The organism is uncultured Kriegella sp. (assembly GCF_963975415.1).
Lineage (GTDB): Bacteria > Bacteroidota > Bacteroidia > Flavobacteriales > Flavobacteriaceae > Kriegella.
The window spans coordinates 57,781-71,130 of sequence record NZ_CAXBGN010000014.1; the positions used below are offsets into that span (position 1 = coordinate 57,781).

Sequence of the window (13,350 nt, forward strand, 5' to 3'; positions counted from 1 at the left end):
TAAAAAGTAATATTTCAAAGGAAATTGCGGAGAGAATGGGACTCGAACCCATGCGACACTTGCGCGTCGACAGATTAGCAATCTGCTCCGTTACCACTCCGGCACCTCTCCTATTTATTCCTTCAATGAACTGGCATCCTGAAATGCGGTTGCAAATGTACTTTTTCCAATTCTATGACGCAACTATTTTCTAGTTTTTTTTACTACTATTTTAAAGCTGCAACTATTCTGGATATTCTATTCTTAAATGGTAAATATTGGTCAACTTTTGCTTAAAGATTTTTTTAATGAGCTGAATCTCCTTAAAAGTAATATTAGCGTTCAAAAATTGGTTAGCGTTCATCTGCCCAGCGATAATTTTATCCACAAATTCATCAATGACAGAAAATGTCGGATTTTTAAGACTCTTCGAAGCTGCCTCGACGGAGTCGGCCATCATTAGAATAGCCGTTTCTTTAGAAAAAGGTATGGGCCCTGGATACCTGAAATCATCTTCGTTTACGTCGTTGTCAATACTTTGTTGCTTTTTGAAAAAATAATACACCAGCGTAGTTCCGTGATGAGACCTTATGAAGTCGATCACACGATCGGGCAGATTATTTTTTCGAGCTATCTCTATGCCATTAATTACATGGTCGATAATAATTTTTGCACTATCGCTAGGCGAAAGTTCATCATGTGGATTAACATTGGTAATTTGGTTTTCCGTAAAATAGGTAGGACTACCCATTTTACCAATATCATGATACAATGCTCCTACCCTGACCAACATGGCATTCGCGCCCACTTCATTCGCTGCGGCTTCAGCTAAATTAGCAACTTGTAAAGAATGGTGAAAGGTTCCCGGCGCCCTATTCGAAAGTTCTTTCAGTAACTTAGAATTTGTATCGGAAAGTTCCAATAATGAAACATCGGACACCAAGCCAAAGACCTTCTCATAAACATAAATTAAGGGTTGTACAAAAAGTGTGATCATTCCATTCAGTAAAAACAACCCAACTGTAAGCCATTGTATGTTATCTAAGTTGCCTTCATGAATGATATGGAAGGCCAAATAGCCAACAATATAGATTAGGGTAATCTGTCCTACGGAGATAAAAAGATTCGCTCTCTTATACAATTCCGAAACTGTCAATATGGTCACGATTCCCGTAATAATCTGGAGAAATATGTATTCAAAACTATTGGGTACCACAAAACCCAAAATCAGAACTGTAAGCACATGTACAAAAAGTCCAAGCCTAGCATCAAAAAATGTTTTTAAAAGCAGGGGTAGAATACATAGGGGAACGACAAAAACGTACGACTCATCATATTTGACAACTAAAGTGGTCACAAAAACCATCAATAGTATGTTGAAGAAAATAAATGTAACCTTCGTATTGTTGTTAAAAATCCCGTCTCTATACCTTTTCAAGAAAAGAAACAGCATCATGAGCACCAAAGCCACCAAAATCGTATAACCGAAGAGAATAAAATAGTAGTTGTTAGACGTCCACAATTCAGATTGGTACTCGTCCCGTAATGAATTTAAAATCTTTAAATTCTCAGCTTCGACCACTTCACCTTTGGCTATAATCAGTTTGCCCGCGTCGACCGCCCCGCGTGTTAAGGACACATTTGAAAGCTGGTCTTCCAATGCTTTTTCAGATAAACTTTTATCATAAAAAACATTGGGCTCTATGAGATCAAAAAATAAATCTTGGAAGTAAGAATTGAAACCACCAAGATCCTTGTTGTTTAGACTTTCAGCTACTATGTTTTCGATATTTTTCGAAAGGACCAAATCATTGGAATCGATACGTTTAGCCTCGTTGTCTTTAACCAAATATATTTGGTTATCCATACGACCCCCGGCAAATTCCGCAACAACACCACGATCATAGATGGCATCTAAAATTTCTTCTCCCGTCTCCTTTAATGGAAGTTTAAGATTATCATTGAAATCAGTTGCTTTAAAAGTTGATTCGAAATTCGATTCATAATCCTCATATACTCTTTGTTCTATACTATCGTCGAATCTATAATAATCGGTCCGCTGTTCCCTAATGGCACGTTGTTCTTCTGCAATTTCAGCATCGCCCTTCTTTACCGAAAAATCAAAGGGAGCATACAGGTTTTCGTACTGCCAAGGTTTCCCTTTTTGAAATTCGTATTTGAATTTACCTCCTTTCGGAAAGAAAAATACAATACAAAAAATGGAGGCGATGTACAGAATGTACTTATAAATAAGCGATTGATTTTTATAAACTTTATCCAAGAATTTTCGCATTATGAAAATAGGTATCCTCAAAAATAGAAAAATATAAATTCATGCAGTGCTTTTGGAGCCATTACCGACATCTTTGTGTTTTAATTTATTATTTTCGCAATCGTAATATGTTTCATTATGAAAGATGTTGTTATCGTCTCGGCAATCAGAACCCCCATTGGCAGTTTTATGGGAGGACTATCTTCAATACCGGCTACTCAATTGGGAGCTACCGCAATTAAAGGTGCTCTGCAGAAAATCAATCTTGACCCGAATCTAGTCGATGAAGTATTGATGGGCAATGTAGTGCAAGCGGGTACCGGTCAGGCACCGGCGCGACAAGCGGCACTCTCGGCAGGTATACCTGATAGTGTACCCTGCACCACCATAAACAAAGTATGTGCCTCTGGGATGAAGGCTGTGATGCAAGCCGCCCAAGCAATCCAATTGGGCGATATTAACATTGCAGTCGCCGGTGGAATGGAGAACATGAGCCTTATTCCCCATTATGTTCATATGCGTACAGCACAAAAATTTGGACCTGCGACGTTAATCGATGGAATGCAGAAAGATGGTTTGGTCGATGCCTACGACCAAAATGCTATGGGAGTTTGTGCGGATGCATGTGCAAAAAAGTACGAATTTAGTCGAGAAGCCCAAGATAACTTTGCCATTCAATCGTACCAACGATCTTCCAAGGCTTGGGCAACAGGAAAATTCGATAATGAAATAGTTCCTGTTTCAGTGCCCCAACGTCGCGGTGAGCCACTAGTGATTTCCGAGGACGAGGAGTTCAAAAACGTGAAAATGGAAAAAATTTCCGCTTTACGGCCAGCTTTCTCCAAGGACGGGACAGTAACAGCTGCCAATGCCTCCACAATAAATGATGGTGCTGCGGCTCTTGTATTAATGAGCGCTACTAAAGCCAAGGAGTTAAATCTAAAACCACTGGCCACCATACGAAGTTATGCCGATGCCGCGCAAGAGCCCAAATGGTTTACCACAGCTCCCGCCAAAGCATTGCCCAAGGCCATAGCCAAGGCAGGAATCTCCATTGACCAAATAGATTATTTTGAGTTCAATGAAGCTTTTGCAGTGGTTGGTTTAGCAAATATGAAGCTTTTAGGCCTTTCAGATGCCAAGGTAAACATTAATGGCGGGGCCGTTTCTTTAGGCCATCCGTTGGGTTGTTCTGGTGCGAGAATCATTGTCACCTTATTAAATGTACTCGAGCAGAATAATGCAAAAATAGGGGCGGCAGCCATATGTAATGGCGGCGGAGGTGCTTCTGCACTAATTTTAGATAGAAACTAAGCAGAACTTATGCAATACGGTATTTGTCACCTAAGTACTGTGCCTGTTAGAGCAATTTCCGACGACTCCTCTGAGCTGATTTCCCAGTTGCTTTTTGGTGAACATTTCAAAATTTTGGAAAGGCGAAAGTTCTGGTGCAAAATAAGAATGGCTTTTGATAAATCAGAGGGCTGGGTCAGCACAAATCAGATAAGCACTATAGAACAAGAGGAATACAATGCCCTTGAAAATTCAACCAATACCACGTATTCTTCAGAACTGATATCCATCGTCGAAAAAAACGGTTCTGTTCTAATACCGATTGTATTGGGGTCGGCGATTCAAACTACGACACTACAACAATACAGATTCGATGGCGCCAGTATAACCGGAAAAAAGAATCGAGAAAACCTTATCGAAACCGCCTTATTATACCTGAACGCCCCATATCTTTGGGGAGGAAAAACTCCATTTGGTATCGATTGCTCTGGTTTTACACAAATGGTTTATAAAATCAATGGCTATCATTTGTTCAGAAATGCTGCTGAACAGGCTACCCAAGGGTGTGCCCTAAGTTTTATAGAGGAAAGTGAACCAGGCGACCTGGCTTTTTTTGATAATTCAGAGGGTCTCATTCACCATGTAGGCTTAATCATGGAGAATAATTACATTATTCACTCCCATGGTAAAGTCCGTATCGACCGGTTAGACCATACAGGTATATTTAATACGGAAACAGGAACCTATACCCACAATTTAAGGGTTATCAAAAAGGTCATATAAAAAAACCTCGACAATACTGCTGCCGAGGTCATTACTTTTCCAATTACTCTAAAATTTATTACTCGCCCAATAATTTCTTGACGCGCATAAAGTTTTCGTTATCTCCCATCGCCCCATAGATATTCTTGAGTTGGGTCAATATACCCTGGTTGTCAGGATTGGTTTTTAAAGCCTCTTCCAAAACATCTGCACCTTGTCTAAAAAGACTATCTTTTTGCTCTTTCAATTCGTCATAACGGGCAATATCAGCCTTTGAATTCCCCAATGAATTCATCTCGTCAATCAATCCGTTACCCTCGTTTACATAGGTAGTAGATAAATTCAATTGTGCATTGGTGTACCCCGGGTTAATTTCCAAAGTCTTCTTGTAAGCTGCCCTGGCCTCTTCTAAATTGCCTTGCTCCATGTTGATAACACCCATGTTATAGTGTAAATCTGGATTATCGGGAGCTAAGGCCGCGGCTTCCGACTGAAGTTCCTTGAACTTGTCCTTATCCCCCATCTTATAATAAAGATTGGCTTCGTTCAAAATCAAATTCACGTCTTTTGGATTATTCGCCCTTGCAGCCTTATACGCCTCCAACGCCTTATCGTCTTGGCCCAATTGTGTGTATATCAATGCAATGTTCTTAACAATTTCCGCCTTCTTAGAAGGAGCCCTATCATCTACGGGATCTTTATAAGTACCTGACTTTACCATTAAATCACGTTGTGTCTTATCCATTTCCTCTACTTCACCCGTAGCAACATTAGTGGCTTTATAGGTAATTCCACTGCCGTCATAACCTAAGCCCTGAAGTTCCTCGTAGTACTCCAATGCCGGTTCGTAATGGCCTCCATTGACCGCACTACTCGCCGCATAGTACAAATAGACCGTGTCTTTCGGGCTGATTTTGTAACTCATATACAGTTTCTCAGCAGCCTCTTTGAAGTTTTCATTCGCGTTATCTTCAACTGCAGAATTCACTAAATCGGCTGTCAACGTACCCAAATGTTGTCTTGTTTCATCTGAATATTTCTCTTTTCCACTTTTCTCCTCGACATCGATTACTTTCTTAAAAGAAGACACAGCTTCATCAAAAGCCGCATTATCTCCCTTTTTTGCCAAGTCGGCATACGCCTTTCCTCGAACAAAATAGTATTGCGCTTGCAACTTTTCATCTGCCCCGGAAATCATTCCTGAAGCACCGTCAAGTGCGGTCTTTGCAGCTGCGGCATTTCCATCTTTTAAAGCTTTTTCGGCCGTCTTGATCTCATTTTTCTGAGCATATCCCACCATCACAAAAGACATGGAGGCCAGTATCAAAATTCTAGTTTTCATTTTCAATTGTATTAAAGTAATAATTAGTGTTTTTTTTGTTTTTATTGCTTATTCTTCTTCAGAATCGTCAGTACTTGACTTATCAAGAGCCGTGCCATCTTCAGTGTCGACTTCGATATCCAGCACTTCGGCTTCAGACAAATCATCTTCGTCTTTCATAACCTTTGCCACAGCAGCAATCGAATCATTATCTTTTAAATTGATAAGCCTTACACCTTGTGTAGCACGCCCCATAACCCTCAAGTCTTCAACGCTCATACGTATGGCGATACCTGATTTGTTGATTATCATAAGGTCGTCGGAGTCCGAAACATTCTTTATAGCCACAAGGCCTCCAGTTTTATCGGTAATAGATATTGTTTTAACACCTTTACCCCCTCTGTTCGTAACTCGATAATCTTCGATACTAGATCGTTTCCCGTAGCCATTTTCCGAAACTACAAGTATATCTTCATCAAAATCGTGTACAGACACCATACCGATTACTTCATCATTGTCATCGGCCAAACGAATACCTCGAACACCGGATGCATTTCTACCCATAGGCCGCGTCTTTCCTTCTTCAAAACGAATGGCTTTACCAGATTTTAGACCTAAGAATATTTCACTGGTTCCAGTGGTGAGTTTTGCTTCAAGTAACTCATCATCTTCCCGAATACCAATGGCATTGATACCATTCTGGCGCGGTCTTGAATATTGCTCCAAAGAAGTCTTTTTCACAATCCCCTTTTTAGTGGCCATTATGACATAATGGTTGTTCACATATTCTTCATCTTTAAGGTCCCGTGTACAGATAAAAGCCTTCACGTTATCGTCTTGCTCAATATTGACAAGATTTTGAATGGCCCTTCCCTTCGATGTTCTACTACCCTCGGGAATCTCGTAGACACGCATCCAGAAACATTTTCCTTTTTGCGTAAAGAACAACATGTACTGATGGTTGGTACCCACAAAGAGATATTCAAGAAAATCTTCGTTACGCGTCGATGAAGCTTTTTGACCTACTCCGCCCCTATTCTGGGTTTTGTATTCCGATAATGGTGTTCTTTTAATATAGCCCGCATGCGATATGGTAATGACCACTTGCTCATCGGGTATCATATCTTCAATACTCAAATCACCGCCTGCAAGGTTGATTTCAGACCGTCGCTCGTCACCGTATTTTTCTTTAATCTCAAGAAGCTCGTCTTTTATGATTTGCATCCTTCGGTCTTTCCTCTCTAAAATATCTTTTAAATCGGCAATTGTTTTAATTATCTCGTCGTACTCTGCCCGCAGTTTATCTTGCTCAAGACCTGTAAGTTGACGCAATCGCATCTCTACGATGGCCTTTGCCTGTATTTCTGTCAACTTAAAGCGTTCCATCAAATTTTCACGTGCCTGATCGGCATTGGCCGATGCCCTTATAATGGCAATCACCTCATCAATATTATCAGAGGCTATAATCAAGCCTTCCAATATATGGGCTCTGTCTTCAGCTTTTTTAAGCTCAAACTGAGTTCTGCGAACAACTACGTCATGCCGATGTTCCACAAAATAATGAATCATCTCCTTTACATTCAGTAATTGAGGACGACCATTCACCAATGCGATATTGTTTACACTAAAAGAAGACTGTAGTGCCGTATATTTATACAGCATATTGAGTACTATGTTGGGTATTGCATCCCTTTTAAGTATATATACGATGCGCATTCCCTTTCGATCCGACTCGTCACGAATGGTGGAAATTCCTTCGATTTTCTTTTCGTTTACAAGATCTGCCGTTTTTTTAATCATCTCGGCCTTGTTCACCTGATACGGAATCTCAGTAACTATGATACATTCCCTACCCTGAACTTCCTCTATGATGGCCTTTGCCCTTATTTTCACACGACCTCTTCCCGTATGAAAGGCCTCTTTCACACCATCGTATCCATAAATAATACCGCCTGTTGGAAAATCAGGGGCTTTAATATGGGTAATCAGCTCATCGATTTCAATATCATTGTTATCTATATAAGCAACAGTTCCATCGACAACTTCCGACAAATTATGGGGAGGCATGTTCGTTGCCATACCAACAGCAATTCCTGAAGCTCCATTGACCAAAAGATTTGGCACCCGTGTTGGCAAAACGGTAGGTTCTTTTAAGGAGTCGTCAAAATTCAATTGATGATCGACCGTATCTTTGTCGATATCGGCAAGCATATCATCAGCAATTTTTCGCATACGGGCTTCCGTATAACGCATTGCCGCAGGACTATCACCATCAACAGAACCAAAGTTTCCTTGCCCGTCCACCAACATATAGCGAAGGCTCCATTCTTGAGCCATACGCACCATGGTATCGTAAACCGAAGTATCACCATGGGGGTGATACTTACCCAAAACCTCCCCGACAATACGGGCAGATTTTTTATGCGAACTGTTCGAACGCACACCTAATTCGTGCATACCGAAAAGCACGCGCCTATGCACTGGTTTTAATCCGTCCCGCACATCTGGCAGTGCACGTGACACAATGACCGACATCGAATAATCGATGTAGGCAGATTTCATTTCATCTTCGATGTTGATCGGTATCAATTTTTCTCCTTCTGCCATTGTAAAATCTTCTGTTTTTTTTAGGTTAAAAAAGCATGCCAATATACGTAAAATCGTTACTTTTCAAGTATATATCACATACTTTATTCAAAATTTTATTAACACCAACCGCCCCTTGATTGTTTGATTATAAGATTGTTAATTATTCGGTAAACTATCGCTTTTTCGGCAATTCGAACAACTTTGTCGAATAATAGGTACAGTATTTGCCCAAGATTGACCTAGATTTACTAATTTTATGGTTGAAAGGATAATTTTATGGATGATAATTTTTCACCGAGGGTAAAAGACGTGATTGCATATAGCAAGGAGGAAGCACTTAGATTGGGCCATGACTTTATTGGAACAGAACATCTAATGCTCGGATTGCTACGCGATGGAAATGGAAAAGCAATAAGTATTCTAGATGCTTTGGAGGTTGATTTGGACCATCTGCGCAGAAAAGTAGAGATTCTTAGTCCCTCGAACCCAAACCCCAGCGGTTCACAAAAAGATAAAAAAAACTTACACTTGACAAGACAGGCGGAACGTGCCTTGAAGACGACCTTTTTAGAAGCAAAACTCTTTCAAAGCTCATCAATCAATACTGCACACCTACTTCTCTGTATTTTAAGAAATGAAAATGACCCGACTACAAAGCTATTACATAAGCTGAAAGTCGATTATGATGGGGTCAAAGAACAATTTAAATTTATGATTACAAGCGACGACGATATTGTAGATGCACCTACCTCCGATTCGTTCCCTAGTGATTCAGACGATGCCAGCGAAGGCAAGGAAGGTACTTTCGGAAGTGCTTCCGCTCAAAAAGGCAACAAAAAATCAAAAACTCCGGTATTGGACAATTTCGGTCGAGACCTTACACGTATGGCCGAAGAAAACAGACTAGATCCGGTTGTAGGAAGAGAAAAAGAAATAGAAAGGGTTTCACAAATATTAAGCAGAAGAAAGAAAAATAACCCATTGTTGATAGGGGAACCAGGCGTGGGAAAAAGCGCTATTGCAGAAGGTCTGGCCTTGCGTATTATCAATAAAAAAGTATCGCGTATACTCTACAACAAACGGGTTGTAACCCTAGATTTGGCATCATTGGTCGCAGGCACCAAATATCGTGGACAGTTCGAAGAACGTATGAAGGCGGTAATGAACGAGCTTGAGAAGAATGATGACGTCATACTTTTTATCGATGAAATTCATACCATTGTGGGAGCCGGTGGAGCTACAGGTAGCCTTGATGCCTCCAACATGTTCAAGCCAGCGTTGGCAAGAGGCGAAATACAATGTATTGGAGCAACAACTTTAGACGAATACCGACAATACATTGAAAAAGATGGTGCGTTGGAGCGTCGTTTCCAAAAAGTAATTGTTGAGCCCACTACGGTAAACGAAACGATTGAAATACTCAAAAACATCAAAGAAAAATACGAAGATCACCATAATGTCAATTATACCGACGAGGCGATTGTCGCATGTGTAAAATTAACGAATCGCTACATGACGGACAGATTTCTTCCCGACAAGGCTATCGATGCCTTAGATGAAGCCGGTTCAAGAGTCCATATTGTAAACATGGACGTGCCCAAACAAATATTGGTACTCGAAAAGCAACTTGAAGATGTTCGAGAGCTTAAAAATAGCGTTGTTAAAAAGCAAAAATACGAGGAGGCGGCCAAATTAAGGGATGATGAAAAAAGACTCGAAAAAGAATTGGCCGTGGCCCAGGAAAAATGGGAGGAAGACAGCAAATTGCATAAAGAAATTGTTACTGAAGACAATGTAGCCGATGTGGTCTCCATGATGAGCGGTATTCCCGTAAATCGCATTGCACAGACAGAAAGCAACAAATTGGCCGAACTGCCCCAACTGATCAAGACCAATGTTATTGGCCAAGATGATGCCGTGGCTAAGGTAGCAAAGGCGATTCAGCGAAATCGAGCAGGCCTCAAAGACCCCAATAAGCCTATAGGTTCCTTTATATTCTTAGGGCAGACCGGTGTCGGAAAAACACAATTGGCCAAAGTTTTGGCCAAAGAATTGTTCGATTCGGAAGATGCACTTATTCGAATAGACATGAGTGAGTATATGGAAAAATTCGCCATCTCTAGACTTGTGGGGGCACCTCCAGGATATGTCGGATATGAAGAAGGCGGGCAATTAACCGAAAAAGTTAGACGCAAACCCTATTCGGTAATATTGTTAGATGAAGTTGAGAAAGCGCATCCCGATGTTTTCAATATGTTGTTACAGGTATTGGACGATGGCTTCCTTACCGATAGTCTTGGACGGAAAATTGATTTCAGAAATACAATTATTATCATGACCTCGAATATTGGCGCGCGACAGTTGAAAGACTTCGGCCAAGGTGTTGGTTTTGGAACTTCGGCAAAAAAGGCCCAGGCAGATACCCACCAAAAGAGTGTTATCGAAAATGCATTGAAAAAAGCATTCGCTCCCGAATTCTTGAACAGGATCGACGACGTTATTGTTTTTAATCCTTTGGAAAGAAAGGATATTCACTTGATCATAGACATTGAACTGCTTAAGTTATTCGAACGCATAAAAGATATAGGCTACAACCTTAATCTTACCGAAAAAGCGAAAGATTACATTGCGGAGAAAGGCTTTGATAAACAATACGGAGCGAGGCCACTGAAAAGAGCTATTCAAAAGTACATTGAGGATGCCTTGGCAGAGGAAATCGTGAACTCGAAACTCGAAGAGGGCGACAGTATCTTCATGGATTTGGATTCGAAAAAAGGCGAGCTTACCATTAAAATTAAGAAAGCTGAAAAATCGTCGAAAACATAAAATTCCATAAGAAATTTGAAAAAAGGGAGTCATAAGAAATGACTCCCTTTTTTTATGTTCAACAAAAAGGCACATGAAAATAAAATACGGCTACTACTCCCTAAAGGCAGTATAAACGATATTTAAGCTTTTAATCTAATTTTTTATCGTAAAACTGTACTTACATCTACTTTCGTCCCAGACACTATAAAATACATGAAATGAAAGTGGGACAACCGAAAAAAACGATTGTTGTAAGGGAATATCAACTCGAGATTGGAAAAATTCAAGTTTACGATGATTATATGGTGGCTATTTTCGAAGAAGGTGCTACCCTCACCCTAGAAAGAACATACCAAATAATTGGAATTTCAGAAATTCACTTTCGCGAAAAGAATTTTGGGTATATCAGCCTTCGCAAACATTCATATGCCGTCGATCCGACCGTTTACTCTTATTTGAGGCAATTAGACAATCTTAAAGCCTTTGCTATTGTTTCGATCAAGGAAATCGATATGCACAACTTTAAAATTGAAAAGCTTTTTTATAAAAAGCCTATGAAATTTTTTATAGAATTCGATAATGCCCTCACTTGGGTAAAGAGAAGGGTTAAAGGAAAATAATTGTCAATCAAAACCAACAGTATAGTTTCTGTTGGAAAAGATACCCACTACATCCCTATATTTTTGACACCTCATGTCGCCAGACCAAAATTTATACTATTGCGGTTGTTCCGAATGTTCATGCTGAACTTGGGGCTCCTCGGGGACCTTGAACAGATCTAAATAGGCAGCACCGATACCTTCAACGATTCCTGTAGCTGTGAGCGCCTGGTATCCGGTATTCTCTACAGTCAAATCACCAGCCTTTCCGTGAAGATATACTCCAAAAATAGTAGCCTCAAGCGGTTCATAACCCTGGGCTATCAACCCGGTAATGATTCCGGTCAGTACATCTCCACTTCCTCCTGTGGCCATCCCAGGGTTTCCCGAGGTATTTACAAACCCCTTTCCCTCATAAAGCGTAATGGTATGCGCTCCCTTTATCACAACAATACAATCATACTTTTTCGCAAATTCCTTGGCCTTTTTCAATTTATCAAAATCGTTTTCCCATTTCCCGATCAAACGCTCTAACTCTTTAGGGTGCGGGGTCAAAACAGTTTTTGATGGCAATTTCTCCAATAATACTTGATTTTCAGAAAGAATATTCAAGGCATCGGCATCAACGACCAAAGGTGTTTTATTTTTATTCAGGAAATCGGATAACGCCTTTACCGTAGAGGCCTCCTTCCCCATACCGATTCCTAGTCCGATAACCTTTGGCGAAATATCAAAATTTATATGTGAAATATTCTTTTTATGGGCGTCAACAATAACCATTGCTTCGGGAAGCGCCGTTTGCATGATGGCATACCCACATTCTGGAACATAAGCAGTAACCAATCCGCTACCCGAATGAAGTGCAGCCCTGGCCGATAGCACAACAGCCCCCATTTTACCATAACTTCCACCCATGATCAACGAATGCCCGTAGGTACCCTTATGTGCAAATTTCTCGCGAGGAAGGTAATAAGACAATACTTCGCTCTTGCCAATAAGTCGGTATTCCGTTTCCAGTTGCGATAAAAAATTTTGATCCAAGCCAATATCCAAAACCTCCCAATGCTCCATATAAGCCCCGGTTTCAGGAAGAAAAAACACCAGTTTCGGAGCTTGAAAACTTAGCACATAATTCGCTTTTACAACCGCATCTTCCTCCTTGGGTACATCGTTCATATATAATCCGGAAGGTATATCCACAGAAAGCACCAAAGCCTCCGACTTGTGTAAATGCCGCATTAAATCAATGACCCAAGGTGCCGGCGGACGATTTAGACCAATACCAAAAATAGCATCTACAATAATATCATCCCGCCCGACTTCAGGGAGTGTTGAACCCTCCTCTAAAAAAACAGGCCATACTTTTCGTTCTTTTAAACGCTCTAAATTAATAAGAAAATCTTTTGAGCGTGTTTTACTATAATTAACTACATACACACCAATATTATATCCGTGATCCTGCAGGTGTCTAGCGAGTGCAACCCCGTCACCACCATTATTCCCTATCCCACAGAACAGATGAATCTTAACCGACGCTCCCTGAAGGCGCAAGTGCAGCCAATTGAACAACTGAACTGCCGCCCGCTCCATAAGTTCATCGCTCTTTATTTGTTGATTGGCTATTGTTGATTTGTCAGCGGCATATATCTGATCGGCATTAAAAAGCTTCATTCGTCAAAAAATTTAAGTAAATGTTGGATATTCTGTAAATTTTTTACAGAACATTT

8 protein-coding genes and 1 tRNA gene are annotated in these 13,350 nt (G+C 40.5%); 4 read left to right on the top strand and 5 right to left on the bottom strand.

Annotation, left to right across the window (positions count from 1 at the left end):
• Positions 1-27: 27 nt before the first annotated feature.
• Together AACZ88_RS21325 and AACZ88_RS21330 are read right to left on the bottom strand one after the other, a co-directional pair.
• Positions 28-111 (bottom strand) — tRNA-Ser (locus AACZ88_RS21325).
• Between the two features lie 112 nt (positions 112-223).
• Positions 224-2,272, bottom strand: coding sequence for an HDIG domain-containing metalloprotein (locus AACZ88_RS21330; RefSeq protein WP_339714988.1), 2,049 nt, complete (start codon positions 2,270-2,272; stop codon positions 224-226).
• A gap of 117 nt (positions 2,273-2,389) precedes the next feature.
• Here AACZ88_RS21330 and AACZ88_RS21335 point away from each other — a divergent pair, with 117 nt between their 5' ends.
• On the top strand, positions 2,390-3,565 hold the full coding sequence (locus AACZ88_RS21335; RefSeq protein ID WP_339714990.1) for an acetyl-CoA C-acyltransferase: 1,176 nt from the start codon (positions 2,390-2,392) through the stop codon (positions 3,563-3,565).
• A 9-nt stretch (positions 3,566-3,574) separates the two neighbouring features.
• The gene (locus tag AACZ88_RS21340; protein WP_339714993.1) at positions 3,575-4,327 is read left to right on the top strand and encodes a C40 family peptidase; all 753 of its coding nucleotides are present in this window, start codon (positions 3,575-3,577) and stop codon (positions 4,325-4,327) included.
• Positions 4,328-4,385: 58 nt separating this feature from the next.
• On the opposite strand, the gene AACZ88_RS21345 is transcribed toward AACZ88_RS21340, so the two are convergent.
• Together AACZ88_RS21345 and gyrA are read right to left on the bottom strand one after the other, a co-directional pair.
• Positions 4,386-5,648 (bottom strand): tetratricopeptide repeat protein, encoded by a 1,263-nt coding sequence (locus tag AACZ88_RS21345; protein WP_339714996.1) that lies wholly within the window; start codon positions 5,646-5,648, stop codon positions 4,386-4,388.
• 48 nt (positions 5,649-5,696) lie between these two features.
• A complete protein-coding gene (gene gyrA / locus AACZ88_RS21350; RefSeq protein ID WP_339714999.1) occupies positions 5,697-8,234 on the bottom strand; it encodes a DNA gyrase subunit A in 2,538 nt (845 codons plus the stop codon).
• A gap of 258 nt (positions 8,235-8,492) precedes the next feature.
• Between gyrA and AACZ88_RS21355 the strand changes: the two genes are divergently transcribed.
• Both AACZ88_RS21355 and AACZ88_RS21360 read left to right on the top strand, forming a co-directional pair.
• Positions 8,493-11,042 (top strand): ATP-dependent Clp protease ATP-binding subunit, encoded by a 2,550-nt coding sequence (locus AACZ88_RS21355; RefSeq protein WP_339715002.1) that lies wholly within the window; start codon positions 8,493-8,495, stop codon positions 11,040-11,042.
• A gap of 200 nt (positions 11,043-11,242) precedes the next feature.
• Entirely contained in the window at positions 11,243-11,644 is a 402-nt protein-coding gene (locus AACZ88_RS21360; protein ID WP_339715005.1) for an STAS/SEC14 domain-containing protein, read from the top strand.
• A 96-nt stretch (positions 11,645-11,740) separates the two neighbouring features.
• Here AACZ88_RS21360 and AACZ88_RS21365 read toward each other — a convergent pair whose 3' ends face one another.
• The gene (locus AACZ88_RS21365) at positions 11,741-13,294 is read right to left on the bottom strand and encodes an NAD(P)H-hydrate dehydratase (RefSeq protein WP_339715008.1); all 1,554 of its coding nucleotides are present in this window, start codon (positions 13,292-13,294) and stop codon (positions 11,741-11,743) included.
• Positions 13,295-13,350 lie beyond the last annotated feature (56 nt).